Here is a 16,769-nt window from a genome sequence, read left to right on the forward strand (position 1 = left end):
AAGACGCACTGTGTGCGGCCGTGAACCCGGCCGCCGCACGCTTGCAAAAAGTGATGTGAGCGGAGCTTACTGACCGGTTTTCTACCGCCGGTAAGTCGGCAGATTCAGGCCGTGGCGGATGGCCGCGCCACGCAGGAGAAAACCTGCGGCGAAGGCGATGCCGGTGGCGGCCACCATGGGCAGGCCGCAGGCGGTCAGCCCCACATAGCTGCCAGCGGAAAGAGCCGCCGCCGTTACGTATAGTTCGGGCCGAATGACGATAGAAGGCACATTGGCCAGGACATCGCGGAAGATGCCGCCCATGCAGGCGGTGACCACGCCCATAATGGCGGCAGGCACCCAAGGGATGCCGTAAGCCTGTGCCTTGGCTGCCCCATAAACGGCATAGGCGGCAAGGCCCATACCATCAAACCAGTCTATGGCGTGACGGGGCCAGAGGCGGGCTGGCGTGAACCACACCAGCATGGCCATAAGCAAACAGACCGCCAGTGGGGTGGAAGCGTGCATCCAGAAAACAGGTGCGCCTATCAGCAGGTCTCGCACCGTGCCACCACCCACGCCTGTGACCGCCGCAAAGAATGCGAAGGTGACGAGGTTCTGCCGGGCGTGGGCTGCCTGCAATGCGCCGGAGATGGCAAACACGCCGGTAGCCACAATATCCAGACGCGGCAGGGCCGACATGGAAAATGCCTGGATGGCGAGTAAATGCTCTGAGATCATACACTACAGGCAGCAAGATCAGCCGCCAGTTCATCCACACGGGCGGGGTCTGCATCCCACGCGAACATGAAACGCGCACCGCCGCCAATAAAGGTATAAAAGCGCCAGCCGCGTTCCTGCAGGGCGATGAACACCTTTTCCGGCGCACGCAGGAAAACGGCATTGGACTGTACCGGAAACATCAGTTCCAGCCCCGGAACATCACGCACGGCATGGGCCAGACGGAGCGCGCAGCTATTGCCATACGCACCATTACGCAGCCACGCTCCGCTTTCCAGCAGACCAACCCATGGAGCAGACAGGAAACGCATTTTGGAGGCCAGTTGCCCGGCCTGCTTGCAGCGGTAATCAAACCCTTCGGCCAAAGCATGGTCAAAGAACAGAATGGCCTCACCCACGGCCATGCCGTTCTTTGTGCCGCCAAAACACAGCACATCCACGCCTGCTTTCCATGTCATGTCAGCCGGGGTGCAGCCAAGGGCGGCGCAGGCGTTGGCGAAGCGGGAGCCATCCATGTGCAGGCGCAGGCCCAGTTCCCGGCAGGTAGCGGAAAGGGCGCTAATTTCCTCTATCGTGTAGAGTTCGCCCGTTTCCGTAGGCTGGGTGATGGTGACGGCGCGCGGCTTGGGGTAGTGGATATCTGTCCGGCAGGTGGCAAGCGTGCGCACATCCTGCGGGGTAAGTTTGGCGTTTTCCGTGCGGGCGACCAGCAGCTTGGAGCCGTTGGAGAAGAACTCCGGCGCGCCGCATTCATCCGTTTCCACATGCGCGAAAGAAGAACAGATCACGCTGTTATAGGACTGGCACAATGCAGCCAGCGCCAGCGAGTTTGCAGCGGTGCCGTTGAAGGCGAAAAAGACCTCGCAATCTGTTTCAAACAGGGTACGGAAGGCGTTGGCGGCGCGGGTTGTCCACTCGTCCTCGCCATAGGCGGTGAGAGAGCCCTCGTTGGCCTGTTGCATGGCCTGCCACGCTTCCGGGCAGATTCCGGCGTAGTTATCACTTGCAAATTGTTGGCTCACACTCATGGTCCTTTCTGACGTGCGGCTCCGGTAGCGAGGAGATGAGTGTGTGACTATGCCCGTTTTTGCCGGTCTGGCCACATCCCTTCACGTTTGTGAAGGCACCACCTTGCCGGGAGCAGGTTGGTGTCAGGCGACAGGCCTGACTCTTGATGTCTGGGCGGTGCAGTAGCAGAAGTGCAGGCGGCCCGCAACAGCCGCTTTGCGGCAGCGGAAGCCGGACTTGCATTCATGTTGCCACAGGCAGCATGGAGCCAGCACCCCGTATGGCTGCGATCAGGCAGCGCCTCGCATCGCGGACCGGCGCTGCCACTGGCGGCAGGACTGATGGAAGGGGTGAGCCCTTCTTGCCCGTTTGCCTGAAACGCGCGCTCTAGACTGCGCCAGTAGCGTTCAGCAGAAGCTTGCACTTCACGAAGGACGTTTTATCCCGAAAGATGAACAGCAGATAGTAATCCAGCGAACGGCTGCGGCGTTTGGAAGTATGCGCGTAGAAGGGGAACACATCAAACGGGCCTTCATACCCTTCTGGTACGGCACCGGCTGCGGCCTCGCTGGCCAGAAGGGTCTTGACGCGAAAGAGCGGGATATAGACGTGCGTTGCCCCGGCGTTCTTGCGGACATGCCACAGGTTTTTCCGGAATTTTCTTAATCTGTCAGGCAGGATGAAGATCATGTTTTCTTCAATGAAGCGTTCATCGGGGCTTTCCCGGCGCAGATACTGCATATCCTCGGGCATGTCACAGAAGAAATTGTAGCCCTGAATCTTCATGGTCCTGCGTGTGTCTTTCCTGCTCTGGGGTGTTGTGTGTTCCATAAACACCACAGGGGGCAAAACAGCAACATAAGCCCGAACATGGCCGCGTTTCCGCCCCGCCCTGCGTGATCTTTCCCTTGGGGCCAAGGGCGGGTAGCCTGCGGGGTGTCACAGCATTAACCAAGGAACCGAACCATGCGTGCAGGCCCGCAGGACGCGCTGATTATTGTTGATCTGCAAAACGATTTTCTGCCCTCCGGCCGCTTGCCCGTAGCCAATGGAGACCGGATTATTCCGGTAGTGAACCGGCTGGCCGCCCTGCCCTTTCAGGCCGTGGTGGCCACGCAGGACTGGCACCCGCAGGATCATTGCTCCTTTCCCGCCCAGAACGGACCGTGGCCGGTGCATTGTGTGCAGGGCACGGAGGGCGCGGAACTGGCTGCCCTGCTGCGGCCAGAGCCCCTTACGGCGGTATTCCGCAAAGGCATGGCGCAGGATGTGGACAGCTATTCCGCCTTTGCCGACAACGCTGGCCAGAACCCCACGGGCCTGAAAGGGTTTTTACAGGAACGCGGCGTAACCCGCATTTTTGTGTGCGGACTGGCATATGACGTGTGTGTGAGCCACACGGCACGGGACGGCATGGCGTTGGGGTTTGAAACCTGCGTGGTAGCCGATGCCTGCGCCAGCGCCGCAACGCCACCGGATGACGTGACAGCCAAGCTGCGCGCCGAAGGCGTGCAGGTGATGCAGGCCGAGATGCTGATGGCGTGAGGCTGGAGCGAAGCCAGAAAAAAAAGCCCTCAGGACACAGGTTCCTGAGGGCTTTTTTGTCACTTTCTCCCCCCGTGATGAGGGGAGAAACGATCTTTGACAGTTCAGGCCTGAAGAGCAGACTGACCTTCAACTTTCTGTTCAGAGAAATAGGGGCCAGCAGCCACAATCTGGATGCTCAGCATGCCCATTCCGTTAACAGCTTTGCCCAGCGGCAGTTCTGCGTTGCCATTGGTCCAGCGGTAGCCAGCACCTTCCAGAGGATACCAACCGGAAAGGTTTTCCGTGTCCGTATGTGCTGTCACGTTGTGGGTGACATCCGCATTCACAACGCTCACTTCCCCGACCAGCACGCCAAGGTGACGACGATCATCCACAAACGGGCCGATCACATCGCTGGGGCGGTTGGAGCGGGACACCAGACGCACGCTGTTCACGCCGGTAGGCAGCATGAAGGAAACACGGCCTGCCTTTTCACGCACGGAGCGGATGATTGCGCCCGTGTTGGTGATCAGGTGCAGATCATGAGCCGTGGTGACTTCACCGCTCTGCGCGACCTCACGATGACCTTCAACGGAAGAAGCGCGGCGAGCGAGTGCTGTGAAGATCGGTTCCACAACTTCACGGCTGACTGCTAGCGGTGCGGCTGCGTCTTCAGCCCAGCTTTTGGCGCGGCCCAGAGACACAACATTGCCATTGGAAACGAACGCAGCACGGTTGCCTGTATCCAGATAGCTTTCCGTCAGCATACCATCGACGATCAGAACAGAATGTTCTGCCGTTTCGATGTGGTAGTAATCATAGTCGGTGATGGAGCGATCGTAGAAAATGGTGGAACCATTCACCAGCATACGAGCAGGAACCATCTTGCCATCAATGAACAGGCAATGTTCCGCCGTGATCAGCATATCCTTGTAAGGCACACCTTCGGAGATTGCATTTTTGAGAATGCGCACCGGATAGCCAGCCATATCATCAGGCATGTCCGCCTTGATCCTGGCGTGCGCCACACCGGCCCAGACCACGTCCCGCGTGACATTCTGCCCTTCCACGTAAGCGACAACCTGATCACCGCTGCGCAGGGTTTCCACCGCTACATCGCCTTCAGGGGTACGGACCATGCTGCCCGCAAGGAAGCAGATGTTGGAATAGTCTACTGCCGTCAGGATGGTATTGCCGTTGGCATCCGTGTAAACGGTAAAGCCTTCCACGCCATTTTCAAGAACCGGCTGGAAACGACCTGTGGCCTGAAGCTGATTCCCATTTTCATCAAGAAGCGTATAGGTGCTACCATCTTCTGTAATACCCGCACTTTTTACACCATCAATGATGATTGTATCACCCACTTTGATGCCGGTAATTTTGGACAGAATGGAAAGAGACATACCCGAAGCGACTTCAATGGTGCCGCCTTCTGTGCCGAAGGATATACCTGTCTGGGTTGCGCCCACACCGTTCAGGACCAGATAGCCACCGTCATTAACAATAACGGATGAGCCGCTCGCCATATTCAGCGGACCCAGCGTTACTTTTCCGCCATCTTCAACAACAACAGAAGAGCCTGAACGCAGATTAACGTTACTGGTCAGGTTCAGTGTGCCTTTTACGGTAACGGTGGTCGTGTTACCTGTGCTGGCCAGACCGATGGACCATACGTTTGAATCATTCCCGCCGATATCAATGCTTGTATCAGCATCAATCAAAACGTTTGTGGCAGTAGTAGTGCCTGTAACAGTCCAACCGTTGTAGTCACTCGTGATTTCAATGACATTACTGGAGTTGGGGGTGAGAACTTCTTCATCACCAGTTTCTGGATTGGTGAGCGTTAATGACTTGGCCATTGCTGTTCCTGCGGTTTAGGTGCCACCAAACTATGTTTGGTTATATTAAACTCTGACGACTAAGAATTTACTAACATGCTAGGTTTTTAAAATCCAAACGATTCGTGCTATTTTTTGTTTATATTTTGTTAATGAAATTTTAGCCACTTTCTGGCACGCTGATGTCAGAAATTAACGAGCAGGATGAGGCCAGTAAGAGATGCAAGGCGAAAGAAAGCCAATCTGAAGACAAGCACCCGGCAGCCTTAAGGACTTTCAGCCTGCCTCGTGTGACGACTGGTTTGCATGATTACACTTCGCCGCTTAACGCTCTTCTGCAGGATATCTGTATTCTCCGATTGGCTATGACCACCTTCCATGAAGCCAAAAAACGAAAAATCCGTCTCAAACTCTTCCTTAACAGCGGGCGGGTTCTGCGGCACACTTGTTTGATGGAACAGACACGATACGGGACTGAGATCATGCGGATTTTCCGGCTTTCTTCTGGCAAACAGGGCGTGATCCGGCGGGGTGGTGGTGGCACGATGGAGCGTGGCGTACGCTCCATCAGCGCCATGGGGTTGGCTGGGGCTGCTTTGTGTACGTCCGGGTTCCTGGCTGGGTGTGCCTCGCAGGATGCAAAGCCGGTGGCATCGTCCCATGCGGCGAGTTCCGTGTATCAGGCCTCGGGCAACGAGCCCTCCTGGCATCTGACGCTGGCGCAGAACACGTTGACATTGCAACAGCCGGGCAGCCCGGAACTGGTGCGTGCCGTCACGCACGCACATACGGATTCTGGTGAGCGGATTTATGAAGCGCAGGATCTGAAGGCGGTGATGACACCCGCGGCCTGCACGGACAGCATGAGCAACCAGCGCTTTATGGAGAAAGTGCGCGTGACAGTACAAGGCCACACATTGCAAGGGTGCGGCGGCGATGCGGAAGGTCCGGCCACGCTGAATGACACGCGCTGGGTGGTGACAGCCCTGGATGGCAAGCCGATTGCCGCTGGGACCCATGCCCCCACGGAGGCAGACCGCACCACCGATCAGCCGGGACATGAGAACACGCCGCCAGTTGTGGCCCCCACGCTGGATGTGAATGCAACCGGTAAGGTATCAGGCTCGGATGGGTGCAACCGCTATGTGGGCGGGCTGACGTTTGGCCCGAAAGGCACCGTGCAGGCCGCAAAAGCAGGGGGTATAAGCACCATGATGGCGTGCTTTGGCTCAGGCGGCACGATCTCCCGCAGCTTCAATGATCTTAAGGGAGCCGTGACGCACTGGCATGTAGATGGCAACACGCTGGTGCTGGAAACATCGGACAACCGCACCATTCATCTGCGGCAGGTTTTCTAAGACCCGCGCAACGTTGTGACTGTCCGGTAAATATGACACTCAGCCACTCTGTTCCCTTGTGGCACGGTGGCTGAGTGGCTGTTTCAAAACTCGTCCGTATTGGTCTGGCGCTCACTTATATGATTGGCGTGTTCTTTGCCGCTGCAGATTGCGCCAGATGCAGGGGAAGCCTGTCATCTGACTGAAAGCACAGTTTGTCTTTTCTGGTCAGAACGCCTGCATGGGGTTCTTCAGACGTGACATAAGCATCAAACACAGCGGAGCGGGCGTGCTCAGGCGGACATGTCATCCTCCATGCCGGGAATATCGCCCATGGTGGCGAGGTATTCGGGTTCTCCGTAATCGCCGAGTTCCTCGTCCACCGCCATGCGAACCAGCACCGCGCCATCCAGACTAAGCAGCCCGGCGCGGGCCTTGTCCATGCGGCGCTGGCCGTCTTCCACCGTGCGGCAGGCAATGGCGGTTCCGGGCTGAAGCGTGTGGTTTTTCCACAAATACGGTTGAAATACGATATGTTGGGTTTCGGACATGGGTGCCTCTTGAAGAAAGATGCGTGTTCCGTTTTTGTTCTTATTTTGCGCTATACGCCTCTGGCAAAAAACTGGCAACAGGATTCTGCGTGGCCTGCCGTGACGGATGCACAAACCGCACACACAGCCATGCGCCAGCCCGTCTTTTCTGATGAGGCAACTTCCCTCATGCTCTGCCGCGCCCAAGGGCTCCTGTTTTCAGAAGGCGCACGGTTGGGCACCAAATGCATTGTCCCCGCGCGTAAGTGCGCCTGAATGTGAGGATCAAGACCCCTGCTGCATCATCTGGATCATCTGCTTCAGCATTATGGCTATGGCATTGTTACCCTGATGGTGATGATGGAAAGCATGGGCATACCTGTGCCGGCTGAAGCCTGCATTATCACGGCTTCTCTCTACTGCCTGAAAACCCACCATCTGGCGATTGAGGGTGTGGCGCTGGCGGCCATTCTGGGTGCCGTGATTGGCGATAATTTCGGGTATCTGATCGGGCGCAAGGTGGGGCTGCCGCTGCTGCGGAAATACGGCACACGTATTGGCCTGACGGAAGAGCGGCTGATTCTGGGGCAGTATCTGTTCCATCATCATGGCAGCGCCATTGTGTTTATTGGCCGCTTTATCTCGCTATTGCGGGTGTTTGTGGCCATTCTTGCCGGAGCGTGTGAAATGGCATGGCCGCGCTTCATGCTGTTCAATGCCTTGGGCGGTGCCTGCTGGGCTGGTGGATATGCGCTAGGCACGTACGCGCTGGGCAAGAAGATATCCGAGGTTTCCGGCCCCACGGGCATAGCCATTGGTGTGTTGACAGCCATTGGACTGGTGGGAAGTGCGATGTTCCTGAAAAAGAACGAAGCACGCCTGACCCAGAAAGCCCTGCAGGAAGCGCGGGCCGAGGGTGAGCTTTCTGCTGGCCCGGATACTCAGCCGCAAGGCGTGAAATAGGACGTAAACAGACAACGGGGCGGCCAGCAAGACTTCCGCCTCACCCACCACCCCGTGCCGATGCTACCGCAACAGGCCGGAAGATCAGATAATCCGTGCCTTACTGCCAGTTTCTGGCTGAGGTCTGATCTGATAAGGCCCTGCGGCATGAAGCCTGATGGACAGCAGGCCCATTTTTCTTTCTGTCAGATAATCACCCAGCGGCAGCATGGCGTCTCCATTGGTCCATGCCACGCCCTGTTCTCCCATATCTGCGTACCAACCCTCAGGTTTTGTTGCCTGAAGATGGGCCGTGATTTTGTATGCATGTTTGAGAACAAGCAGATGCACCTCCGCCACCGCAACCCCCATGGGGCGACGATCATCAACAAAGGGGCCGATGACATCACAGGGGCGATTTGTGCGGGAAACAAGACGGACCGTCTTGATGCCCGGCGGCAGCATGAAGCGATAATACTGTCCTTCCCGACGGATCGGGCGGATGCAGGCACCTTTTTCTGTCACCAGATGGAGATCGGATTCGTCACTTTCCATGATACGCTCCTTTTGAACGCAACAGGCGCTTGTAATGCTTTCGCGCGCCTTGATACGTTGGAACAGGGGTTCAACAAAGGATCTCTCAACGTCCAGCGGGGCAGCGGAATCCTGCTCCCAACTGTGCATCTTCCCGCGCAGGATTGCGATCTTGCCATTCTGCCGGAAGGAGCTGCGGTTACCGGTATCAAGGTAACTTTCTGTCAACATCCCATCCACAGTGATGACTGAATGTGGTTCCGTTTCCACATGGTAGTAATCATACACTGGGAAGGATTTATCGTAGAACAGAGAAACGCCGTTGACCAACATACGCACCGGCACAAACTTGTCCTGAAAAAACAGGCAATGTTCGGATGTAATGAGCATGTCTTTACAAGGCACGCCATCGGCAATGGCATTTTTCAGAACGCGCACTGGCCAGCCGGCTTCATCATCCGGCAGGGCGGGATTGACCTTGACGTGGCCTTTTCCGACCCAGACAACCGGACGAATGATATCCCTGTTGTTTTTCCAGTCAAACGCGACAATCTTTTCCCCAATCTGGATATTTTCTACAGCAATATCCCCATTGAGAGTACGGACCATACTACCGGCAAGGTAACAGGTGATCGCTTCATCTGTTGCGCTGAAAGTGACTGCTGTTCCATCTGTGGTGGTCGGGTCAATTACATCCCAGCTTCCATCACTGTTCTGAGTTATTTTAAACTCACCAATGGTAAAAACAGGATCCGTATCCAGAACAACATCTGTGAATGTGATACCGTTCCCATAATTGTCAAACGCGATGAAAATTGTATAGGTGCCATCTCCATTGCTTTGCCATGATCCGGAGATAGGCGTCTGGCTGCCCGCTTCAATACGGATAACCGTATTATCGTTATAACCGGATATCTCTGTTGTAACGGTCTGGTTGTAATCCTGAAGAACAATGTAGTTTTTGGTATCATCAACTTCTATTTTCTTCCCGGCGGAAGCGTTGTTGATGTATAATGTAGATCCGTTTTCCAGAACCGTTGTCAGGTTGCAATCGAGAGCCATATAGGAAGACGTGCTGCCCAGACTGGCGTTATCAAGAATAACCGTGCCATTACCAACGACGCTGTGACTGTCTATAAGAACCGAGGCATTGGAAATTTTTAAAAGACCATACACTACCGGGTTGGTGCCCAGAAAAACCTGACTGGTGGTGTCAATATCAAGCTCACCACCTTGATCAATAGTGAGATTGTTGACGTTAAACGCGTACTGCCCGCTTTGCTGAACGCCAAAAACGTTCAGAGTAGCATTATCACCAATTTCCAGACTACCGATCTGATTGGCTGCTTCCTGACTTTTGCTGGCGTCATAGTCTACGGTGACAGGATTTTCTTCCGTTCCAACAAGCTGCACGAAAGCGTAATTGATGTCTTGCGGAACATAGTGGCTGACGTAGACACCGTTGATCCACTGGCCTCCGTTAGTATCGTCCCAGTTATCACGGTTCCACCAGTCTGTATTCTGACCGCCCGCAGACCACTTAACTGTCACTTACAAATATCCTTTCCAAATTCTTAAGTTGCGCACTTTTTTTTGTTAATTTTTCCCAATCTTATTCATGTTTCTATTGCGTTAACTATTTGAATATCGTAGTAGACCTGCCACCTCAGTAACTGCGAGGGGAGAGAAACTTCACCTTGCGCAACTCAAGAGTTAAACAAGAAACTTCTGTGTGTTTTCGGGTGTTTAGGCGCGAATGAATACACTCTCATCTCGACGAAAAGTGGGGTATGCCCGTGTCAGCACGGTTGGGCAGACTCTGGAACTTCAAATAAAAACACTCCAAGAATATGGATGCCGCAAAATCTATCGCGAAAAAGCGAGTGGGGCAGATGCTGAACGGGCGGAACTGCGCAAACTGATTGCAAGCCTGAAGGAAGGGCAGTCTGTGGTGGTCACGCGGCTGGACCGGCTGGCACGGAGCACGTTTGATCTTTTTGCCATTGTGAAGAGTATTACTGACAAAAAAGCACAATTTTACTCTCTGGCAGAACCCTGGACTGACACCAGTACTAGCACTGGACGGCTTATGCTTGCGGTGCTGGGTGGCTTGGCGGATGTGGAGCGGGACCTGATTCGGACCCGTACGTCTGAAGGGCGCGCACGGGCGATCAGGCAAGGGAAGCGGATGGGCCGGCCACCGCGTATTACAGAGGCTCAGCGGCAGGAAATTATCCAAAGGCGATCAAATGGAGAGACCCTGCACTCCATAGCCAAATCCTATGACATTAGTGATGGAACGGTTTCACGCATTGCCAGCGGCAAGGATAGCCACGCCAGCCGCAAGAAGGCTGAGAGCGGACAAGCGCCAAGCGCGGTTGTGGTGAAGAAAGCCAGCAGAAGCACGCGGTCTCATACTCGCCCGAAGGCACATCCTGCTTCACAGGAGCCCGCGTAAGAGCCGTATTCCTTTTACAAGGGAGAGCGTTCACTCACCCTTGTGAGGAAGGGTAGCCGCTGGTTGTTCGGATAAGGAAACGGGGAGCAGGCGGGCAGCCAGACGGCTGAGGGCGCGCGGGAAGAGCGTTGTATCCTGCATGGCGCGCGCCTGCACCAAGGCCCCCTGAATGGAGGCGATGGCTTCCTCTGCCAGAGTGGAGGCCGCGGTATGGGAATGGCCTGCGCGCACCAGCGCCTGTGTCAGCGCGGATTGCCATCCGGCGAAATAATGCCGGATACGGATTGCAAAACGGTCCCGTTCATCCCCCAGCGCGAACAGGCCCACGAGGCAGATGCGCTGGCCGGACTGAAAATAGGTTTCCACCTGCGCCAGCATGTGCCGGATAGCCTGCGGTGCTGAGGGTTCATCACGCAGGGGGAGAAAAATGGCGGTTTCAAACCAGCGGTCAATGGAGGCCAGAACGGCCTGGGCCATTTCCTCCTTTCCGCCGGGAAACGCATTATACAGGCTGCCCTTGCCTGCCCCGGTTGCGGCGGTCATGCGGGCAACGCTTGTGCCCTCGTACCCATAAGAGCGAAACACTTCCCCCAACACGGGAAGCAGGCGGGAGCGAACGGCGGCTTTTTCTCCCATCCGTTATAGCCCCAGATCTGACAGACTGGGGTGATCAACCGGACGGGGAGCGGTGCGGTTCCAGAAAAACAGGCGTTGTGCTTCTTTTATGGGCACATCGTTAATGCTGGCGTGGCGGGTGTGCATCAGGCCGTTGGCATCAAAGGCCCAGTTTTCATTCCCGTAGGAGCGGAACCAGTGGCCCGCATTATTGCGCCATTCATAGGCGAAGCGCACGGCCAGCCGCTCCTGCGTGAAGGCCCAGAGTTCCTTGATCAGGCGGTAATCATGTTCCTGCTCCCATTTGGCGACCAGAAAAGCCTCTATTTGCGCGCGGCCTTTTATAAAGCTGCTGCGATTGCGCCATGTGCTGTCAGGAGAATAGGCCAACGCCACGCGGGCCGGGTCTCGGCTGTTCCAGGCATCTTCTGCCGCGCGCACCTTCTGGACGGCAGTTTCAAACGTGAACGGCGGCAGAGGCGGGCGACGGTTTGACATGGAAACTCCTGCAAAGAGGGAACGGCCCGATTTGATATAACAGGAACTTTGTACCATTTGGTACATGAAGGTCAAGTGCAATCAGCTTACCCGAAAAAAACGGAAGATTTCAAAAAAACGTCACATGCGTGCAAGAAAAAACCACTTAAAGAGAAGGCGGTTCTCTTTTTTGACATGAGCAAGAGCATGACACCTTCCCCCTGCTCCACCGAAGAAAACGAACAGCGCCGCTGCCGCCATGATGCGGCAACAGAACGCTGGCTCAAGACTATTCGGCAGACCATGAGGAAAACTGCCGTCCAGCCGCGTGTGCATTTTCAGCGCATGCCGCAACGCCCCGTGGACGACGAAGGCATTTTGCGGGATTTTGAATAACAAACCGGGAACGGTGCGGCCAACCTGACGTTAGAAAGGAAAAACCCGCAAGGGACTCCATTTCCTGCTGAAGGAAACCGTATTCATGCCTTTTCAGCGCAGATCTCTTTTTCTTGCAGCCTTATTGGGGGGCTGCTTACTGGCAGGCCACGCCCCCGCTTTTGCCGAACGTAGCGAACGATTTTCCGGCACATTTTATGGCGAACACGGAACAGCCACCAAACCAACAGGCACCATAGACGCCCTGTTCTACCCGGCGGCGCATGTTCTGCGCTATTCCATGACGTGGAACAAACTGAGCGGCCCTGTGACCGTGGCCCATTTTCATGGTCCGGCCAGAAAGGGGCATGATGCGCCGCCCGTTGTGCTGATTACCGGGCCTTATCAAAGCCCGCTGACGGGTAGTGTAAGCCTGGATCAGGACCAGGAAGACATGCTGCACAACGGAACGCTGTATGTGAACCTGCACACCAGCGCCCACCCCAACGGAGAAGCCCGCGCCCAACTGGCGCCGTAATGCGGCCGCCCTTGCGGCGTGCAACAGGCTTATCCTTCCCCCCTCCCTTCACCGCCCCGCCACCGGGCATGGCAGCATATCGGCTGATGCACAGGCAGAGAGGAAACTCTGCTACGGCATCAGCCGTTTTTTTGGGGATCTGATACAAAAAGGGATGTGAAACACATGCGGCTTACCGCCATTCTGGCATCAGCTTTTCTGCTTACCGCAGGCACCATGACACTGGGCGCACACCCTGCGGCGGCCGCCACACAGCACCTGAAGCTGACACCCACGAATACGCAGGCTCTGCTGCATGCCCGCTCTGCCCTGACGGATATTGATGGCGCATTTGAAACTGTCAGCGGCACGCTGGCCTATGATCTGGAAGCACAGACATGCCAGGTAGACCTGACCATGGATGTCAATTCCCTGAAGGTTGGAAGCGCCGTGTTACGCAGCGTGATGCTCTCTGGCCTGATGATGGATAGTGATACGCACCCCACCATGCATTATGCAGGGCATTGTGTGCCCAAGATTGTAAAAGGTAAACTTTACACCCAGCTTGTCGGTAATCTGACCATGCGCGGGCAGACGCATCCGTTAACCTTTGCCGTGCAGATGCGCTTTACCGGCAACACACTGACCACCATTGCCAGTTCGGCCACGTTTGATCAGCGCCAGTGGGGCCTGAGCACGCTGCTCCATTCCGTTGACCCGATGGTGAAAACGGAAACCATCATTACCCTGCCGTCATCTTCCGCAAAACAGGGCTAAGCGCGTATCAGGGAGAAATACCGAAGCGGGAGGCCAGCCATACAGCCACCAGATACAGGAAAGTTGTCACCACGCATCCCGCCAGCAGGGCCGCATAAAATGGCACACCGTGGCGCATGGCCCATGGAATAAGCAGAAACATGGGCAGAGACGGCAGCACGTACCACAATGTTGCGCTAACATGCGCCTCCATCCGGGCCGGATCTTTTGTTTCCTGCCACAGCCAGATCATGCCCAGAATGGAAATGAGCGGCAGGGAGGCCACCAGCGCCCCAAACCCCGGATAACGCCGCGCCAGTGAGGACACGGCAGCAATAATCAGGCCAGATAAAAACGCTTTCAGCCAGAAAAACACGAGGGAAACCCTTTACCTTTTGCAGGGCGAGTGCGCTTGGAGCCTGCTACAGTGCACAGCACCTCTCCGCATCTGAAAGGTGCTGTGCAAAACATAGTTCGCGTAATGCATGCCCCTGCCCCAAGGGTGTGTGCCAGCTACGCCTTTTGAGTGCTCCCTACAAAACGCGCGCCCCGAGACAACAGATTGTGGGATAAGTTCGCAGCAGTGATTAGGAAAATCTGGCTGAAAAAGCTGGATCAGGTGGGGCGGGAAAAACACTAGCCCTCACCTGCCGCTTGCTCAAACAGAGGCTTAGAAGTGGGTTTCATCCTGCCCGGCGGCGGGGGACTGGCCCTGCGCTGGCGTGTTGGGTTGGCCGGATGCGTTGCCCAAGGGCGCGCCAGCGTTCATTTTGCCGGGCTCTGTGGAATGTTCCACGTCATACGCCGTGGCTTTTTCCTCATACGTGCCTTTTGCGCCGGGGTGTTCCTTATCATACAGGGCGGCCTTCTGTTTGGCTTCCTTGCGATAAACGTGGCGGCGGTACATGCCGGTAACGCATCCGCCCAGCGCGCCAATAACGCCATGATGCACAACGTGGCCGCCCACGGCCCCCGCAGCACCATATTTGAGGCAGCCGCCCGGTTCGGCCTGCGCCACGGAGCCCATACCTGGCGCACCCGTGCCGACAATGCCGGAACCAAGGGCCACAACGGCTACTGCCGCCAGAGTTGTCATTCGACGCATTGTGTCTCACATCCTTCAAACTGCCATACAAACTGGCAGAACTGATCCGTATGTTACCCGCAGGGCGGGAGAACGCCAAACCCCAGCCCGTGCGCAGACCCCATACCCACCATGCAGACCTGCATGGTTTTCTCCGCCGCCTGTGCCTCTCCCACCTTGTGAGGTTGTGGGAAACAACCAGGAAAAGCGGGTAACTGGGGGTATGAAAGCAGAAAATTAAGGAAAAACGATGACTGCTGGTGCTGGTGCTGGTGCTGGTGCTGGTGCTGGTGCTGGTGGCAACGCCATCAGGCGGAGGATGACAAGGGGTTTTTGAGACTGGAATGGACGGATTTGAAGGTAGAACGCCGACTCAGCGGGCCCAAAATCCAAACTATTCAGCCTCGACGAAAACCGCCAGATGGGCCTTGGTTATGCCTCCTGCTTACCCCTGATTCACGCGGCAGTTTCTATCTGTGCGGGGACGTGGGCCGTGCTCCGTGCTGCCGGAACCACCAAGGCCACCCATGCCGTTGGGGCCTGTCATGCCCGGACCGGGGGACATTGTTCCGTGTGGGGGAACGCCTCGGCATGTAGTGCTTCCCCCATCATAAGGTCCGCTATGGCAGGCCGCCAGAGGCAGGGCCAGAAGCAGAAAAGCGGGGAGAGAAAAAACGCGAGGCAGCATGAAAATCTCCAGATCAGGGCGTATCAACCCGCCTGCCCTTTTTATGGCCCCGTCTTCTGCCCCTTGTGGTTCATGCTCCTTTGCCGCGGCAAAGGAGCGACAGAGAGGAGGCCAATGGAAAGCGGAGAAAACGCCATATTCAGGAGTTGGCGGGAGTATGGCTTCTGAACGCCGCACGCGCAGGGACGTTGCCCAACGGTTTTTTAGAGACGTCTGGTTTCCGGCCCCTCAGCCCAATGGCGATGGTGGCAGTGTGGCGGCCAGCAGGGCGACCACTTGCTCCAGAAGGTGCTGATCTGCCGGAGTGAAGCGGTTGGGCCGGGGGCTATCGAGATCAAGCACGCCCACAAGCTGCCCGTGGGCCAGAAGCGGCACCACAATTTCCGACGCGGAGGCGGCATCACACGCGATATGGCCGGGGAAGAGGTGAACATCTGGCACCACCAGCGTTGTGCGGCTTTGCGCCACAGTGCCGCACACGCCTTTGCCGAGCGGGATACGGGTGCAGGCCACGCGCCCCTGAAACGGCCCCAGCACCAGTTCCCCCTGCCGCAGCAGATAGAACCCGGCCCAGTTGAGGTCTGGCAGGGCTTCAAACACCAGAGCCGAGATGTTGGCCAGATTGGCAATGAGATCCCTCTCCGTCTCCAGCACGCCCTGCACGGCAGGCAGCAGATCATCCGGAGTCAGGCGGTGGGTAGGTGCGCTCATGAATTGGGCCTTCTGATGGGAACGCAGAGAGTGGGCGAAGAGAACCGGAAAGAGAAAAACAGTGTAAACCACACCCGCCGGATGCATCAGGGCGGGAGTGGCGTCTGGGCCGGGTTTATTTGCTTTTCAGCAGGTCCGGGCCGCGCAGGGCGGAGCGGCTGCACACGGCGGCGCGCTGGTCGCGGTTGAGGGTTGTGACATCAAACATGGTTTTGCCGCCCAGTTCCAACCGGCCCTTGCCGCCCCAGGCATAAGCCGGGTTGGTGGCAACGCCCGGCCTGGCAGCCAGCTTGCGGCCAAGGGAGCGCACGGTGGTATCCGTTACCAGCTTGTGGCTGTAGCAATACGCCATAAGGCCAGCCACATTGGCGGGAGAGGCGTGTTCAACGTTCGGAATGCCATCATAATCAAGCACACCGGGGGCGGCGGTGGCGGCTGTCATCGGCGGGGGAACGGCTGGCACTTTCAGGGTTTTGGCGGCATGGGCCTGCTGCGGTGCCAGCGGGGCGAGTGCCACCAGCGTCGCGCAGCCAGAAAGAGCCAGAGCGGCCGCTGCTTTGAAAACCGGACGAAATGCCGACATGAACATGCTCCTAACGCAAAAGGGAAACGCGTAATTCAAGAGGCGCCAGAGTGCGGCAGATACGCGCAG

General features: G+C 56.6%; 21 protein-coding genes and 1 riboswitch. Of the genes, 8 read left to right on the forward strand and 13 right to left on the reverse strand.

Translation table 11 applies throughout. The features are described from left to right. Positions 1–81: 81 nt before the first annotated feature. Positions 82–681 (reverse strand): trimeric intracellular cation channel family protein, encoded by a 600-nt coding sequence (locus ASN_RS04080; protein WP_227004762.1) that lies wholly within the window; start codon positions 679–681, stop codon positions 82–84. Positions 682–716: 35 nt separating this feature from the next. Continuing rightward, complete coding sequence (locus ASN_RS04085) at positions 717–1,748, reverse strand: threonine aldolase family protein (RefSeq protein WP_035378345.1); 1,032 nt, start codon at positions 1,746–1,748, stop codon at positions 717–719. A gap of 45 nt (positions 1,749–1,793) precedes the next feature. Beyond that, a riboswitch (SAM-I-IV-variant riboswitch) is annotated at positions 1,794–1,903 on the reverse strand. 16 nt (positions 1,904–1,919) lie between these two features. Between ASN_RS04085 and ASN_RS04090 the strand changes: the two genes are divergently transcribed. Beyond that, positions 1,920–2,105: a hypothetical protein gene (locus ASN_RS04090; protein WP_058987307.1), complete on the forward strand. Its 186-nt coding sequence runs from the start codon at positions 1,920–1,922 to the stop codon at positions 2,103–2,105. A 10-nt stretch (positions 2,106–2,115) separates the two neighbouring features. Here the strand turns inward: ASN_RS04090 and ASN_RS04095 are convergent, their stop codons facing one another. Then, positions 2,116–2,514, reverse strand: coding sequence for a hypothetical protein (locus ASN_RS04095; RefSeq protein WP_035378343.1), 399 nt, complete (start codon positions 2,512–2,514; stop codon positions 2,116–2,118). 180 nt (positions 2,515–2,694) lie between these two features. Between ASN_RS04095 and ASN_RS04100 the strand changes: the two genes are divergently transcribed. Further along, positions 2,695–3,273 (forward strand): nicotinamidase, encoded by a 579-nt coding sequence (locus ASN_RS04100; RefSeq protein WP_058987308.1) that lies wholly within the window; start codon positions 2,695–2,697, stop codon positions 3,271–3,273. Between the two features lie 104 nt (positions 3,274–3,377). Here the strand turns inward: ASN_RS04100 and ASN_RS04105 are convergent, their stop codons facing one another. Then, positions 3,378–5,114, reverse strand: a complete 1,737-nt coding sequence (locus tag ASN_RS04105; RefSeq protein ID WP_058987309.1) for a Hint domain-containing protein — start codon at positions 5,112–5,114, stop codon at positions 3,378–3,380. A 431-nt stretch (positions 5,115–5,545) separates the two neighbouring features. Between ASN_RS04105 and ASN_RS04110 the strand changes: the two genes are divergently transcribed. Further along, complete coding sequence (locus ASN_RS04110; protein WP_231948369.1) at positions 5,546–6,451, forward strand: META domain-containing protein; 906 nt, start codon at positions 5,546–5,548, stop codon at positions 6,449–6,451. 272 nt (positions 6,452–6,723) lie between these two features. On the opposite strand, the gene ASN_RS04115 is transcribed toward ASN_RS04110, so the two are convergent. After that, on the reverse strand, positions 6,724–6,981 hold the full coding sequence (locus tag ASN_RS04115; RefSeq protein WP_058987310.1) for a hypothetical protein: 258 nt from the start codon (positions 6,979–6,981) through the stop codon (positions 6,724–6,726). Positions 6,982–7,329: 348 nt separating this feature from the next. Here ASN_RS04115 and ASN_RS04125 point away from each other — a divergent pair, with 348 nt between their 5' ends. After that, positions 7,330–7,923: a DedA family protein gene (locus tag ASN_RS04125; protein WP_231948370.1), complete on the forward strand. Its 594-nt coding sequence runs from the start codon at positions 7,330–7,332 to the stop codon at positions 7,921–7,923. An 84-nt stretch (positions 7,924–8,007) separates the two neighbouring features. Here the strand turns inward: ASN_RS04125 and ASN_RS04130 are convergent, their stop codons facing one another. Beyond that, positions 8,008–9,987, reverse strand: coding sequence for a Hint domain-containing protein (locus ASN_RS04130; RefSeq protein ID WP_058987312.1), 1,980 nt, complete (start codon positions 9,985–9,987; stop codon positions 8,008–8,010). A 205-nt stretch (positions 9,988–10,192) separates the two neighbouring features. Here ASN_RS04130 and ASN_RS04135 point away from each other — a divergent pair, with 205 nt between their 5' ends. Next, positions 10,193–10,894: a recombinase family protein gene (locus ASN_RS04135; RefSeq protein ID WP_231948372.1), complete on the forward strand. Its 702-nt coding sequence runs from the start codon at positions 10,193–10,195 to the stop codon at positions 10,892–10,894. A gap of 30 nt (positions 10,895–10,924) precedes the next feature. Here the strand turns inward: ASN_RS04135 and ASN_RS04140 are convergent, their stop codons facing one another. Both ASN_RS04140 and ASN_RS04145 read right to left on the reverse strand, forming a co-directional pair. Further along, the gene (locus ASN_RS04140; RefSeq protein ID WP_058987313.1) at positions 10,925–11,530 is read right to left on the reverse strand and encodes a TetR/AcrR family transcriptional regulator; all 606 of its coding nucleotides are present in this window, start codon (positions 11,528–11,530) and stop codon (positions 10,925–10,927) included. A gap of 3 nt (positions 11,531–11,533) precedes the next feature. After that, positions 11,534–12,007, reverse strand: coding sequence for a nuclear transport factor 2 family protein (locus ASN_RS04145; RefSeq protein WP_006559931.1), 474 nt, complete (start codon positions 12,005–12,007; stop codon positions 11,534–11,536). Between the two features lie 186 nt (positions 12,008–12,193). Between ASN_RS04145 and ASN_RS19525 the strand changes: the two genes are divergently transcribed. The 3 genes from ASN_RS19525 to ASN_RS04160 all read left to right on the forward strand — a co-directional run bounded on the left by ASN_RS19525 (position 12,194) and on the right by ASN_RS04160 (position 13,655). Then, positions 12,194–12,382, forward strand: coding sequence for a hypothetical protein (locus ASN_RS19525; protein ID WP_086896815.1), 189 nt, complete (start codon positions 12,194–12,196; stop codon positions 12,380–12,382). An 85-nt stretch (positions 12,383–12,467) separates the two neighbouring features. Next, complete coding sequence (locus ASN_RS04155) at positions 12,468–12,899, forward strand: CHRD domain-containing protein (protein ID WP_006560354.1); 432 nt, start codon at positions 12,468–12,470, stop codon at positions 12,897–12,899. A gap of 165 nt (positions 12,900–13,064) precedes the next feature. Further along, positions 13,065–13,655: a YceI family protein gene (locus ASN_RS04160; protein ID WP_082666569.1), complete on the forward strand. Its 591-nt coding sequence runs from the start codon at positions 13,065–13,067 to the stop codon at positions 13,653–13,655. Positions 13,656–13,662: 7 nt separating this feature from the next. Here the strand turns inward: ASN_RS04160 and ASN_RS04165 are convergent, their stop codons facing one another. The 5 genes from ASN_RS04165 to ASN_RS04185 form a co-directional block, all read right to left on the reverse strand. Beyond that, a complete protein-coding gene (locus ASN_RS04165; protein WP_006560352.1) occupies positions 13,663–14,010 on the reverse strand; it encodes a DUF3147 family protein in 348 nt (115 codons plus the stop codon). Between the two features lie 294 nt (positions 14,011–14,304). Then, entirely contained in the window at positions 14,305–14,739 is a 435-nt protein-coding gene (locus ASN_RS04170) for a hypothetical protein (RefSeq protein ID WP_082666570.1), read from the reverse strand. 424 nt (positions 14,740–15,163) lie between these two features. Beyond that, entirely contained in the window at positions 15,164–15,406 is a 243-nt protein-coding gene (locus tag ASN_RS19530; RefSeq protein WP_157765111.1) for a hypothetical protein, read from the reverse strand. Between the two features lie 228 nt (positions 15,407–15,634). Beyond that, the gene (locus ASN_RS04180; protein WP_058989110.1) at positions 15,635–16,117 is read right to left on the reverse strand and encodes a GAF domain-containing protein; all 483 of its coding nucleotides are present in this window, start codon (positions 16,115–16,117) and stop codon (positions 15,635–15,637) included. A gap of 115 nt (positions 16,118–16,232) precedes the next feature. Beyond that, positions 16,233–16,700, reverse strand: coding sequence for a hypothetical protein (locus ASN_RS04185; RefSeq protein WP_039905555.1), 468 nt, complete (start codon positions 16,698–16,700; stop codon positions 16,233–16,235). Positions 16,701–16,769 lie beyond the last annotated feature (69 nt).

The organism is Acetobacter senegalensis, from assembly GCF_001499615.1.
Lineage (GTDB): Bacteria > Pseudomonadota > Alphaproteobacteria > Acetobacterales > Acetobacteraceae > Acetobacter > Acetobacter senegalensis.

Bases quoted from the DNA above. Each gene is read 5' to 3' on its own strand.
- ASN_RS04145 (WP_006559931.1), bottom strand. From the start codon at position 12,007: ATGTCAAACCGTCGCCCGCCTCTGCCGCCGTTCACGTTTGAAACTGCC.
- ASN_RS04140 (WP_058987313.1), bottom strand. From the start codon at position 11,530: ATGGGAGAAAAAGCCGCCGTTCGCTCCCGCCTGCTTCCCGTGTTGGGG.
- ASN_RS04110 (WP_231948369.1), top strand. From the start codon at position 5,546: ATGGAACAGACACGATACGGGACTGAGATCATGCGGATTTTCCGGCTT.
- ASN_RS04185 (WP_039905555.1), bottom strand. From the start codon at position 16,700: ATGTCGGCATTTCGTCCGGTTTTCAAAGCAGCGGCCGCTCTGGCTCTT.
- ASN_RS04135 (WP_231948372.1), top strand. From the start codon at position 10,193: ATGAATACACTCTCATCTCGACGAAAAGTGGGGTATGCCCGTGTCAGC.
- ASN_RS19530 (WP_157765111.1), bottom strand. From the start codon at position 15,406: ATGCTGCCTCGCGTTTTTTCTCTCCCCGCTTTTCTGCTTCTGGCCCTG.
- ASN_RS04115 (WP_058987310.1), bottom strand. From the start codon at position 6,981: ATGTCCGAAACCCAACATATCGTATTTCAACCGTATTTGTGGAAAAAC.
- ASN_RS04160 (WP_082666569.1), top strand. From the start codon at position 13,065: ATGCGGCTTACCGCCATTCTGGCATCAGCTTTTCTGCTTACCGCAGGC.
- ASN_RS19525 (WP_086896815.1), top strand. From the start codon at position 12,194: ATGACACCTTCCCCCTGCTCCACCGAAGAAAACGAACAGCGCCGCTGC.
- ASN_RS04080 (WP_227004762.1), bottom strand. From the start codon at position 681: ATGTCGGCCCTGCCGCGTCTGGATATTGTGGCTACCGGCGTGTTTGCC.
- ASN_RS04180 (WP_058989110.1), bottom strand. From the start codon at position 16,117: ATGAGCGCACCTACCCACCGCCTGACTCCGGATGATCTGCTGCCTGCC.
- ASN_RS04100 (WP_058987308.1), top strand. From the start codon at position 2,695: ATGCGTGCAGGCCCGCAGGACGCGCTGATTATTGTTGATCTGCAAAAC.
- ASN_RS04085 (WP_035378345.1), bottom strand. From the start codon at position 1,748: ATGAGTGTGAGCCAACAATTTGCAAGTGATAACTACGCCGGAATCTGC.
- ASN_RS04170 (WP_082666570.1), bottom strand. From the start codon at position 14,739: ATGCGTCGAATGACAACTCTGGCGGCAGTAGCCGTTGTGGCCCTTGGT.
- ASN_RS04125 (WP_231948370.1), top strand. From the start codon at position 7,330: ATGGGCATACCTGTGCCGGCTGAAGCCTGCATTATCACGGCTTCTCTC.
- ASN_RS04155 (WP_006560354.1), top strand. From the start codon at position 12,468: ATGCCTTTTCAGCGCAGATCTCTTTTTCTTGCAGCCTTATTGGGGGGC.
- ASN_RS04095 (WP_035378343.1), bottom strand. From the start codon at position 2,514: ATGAAGATTCAGGGCTACAATTTCTTCTGTGACATGCCCGAGGATATG.
- ASN_RS04105 (WP_058987309.1), bottom strand. From the start codon at position 5,114: ATGGCCAAGTCATTAACGCTCACCAATCCAGAAACTGGTGATGAAGAA.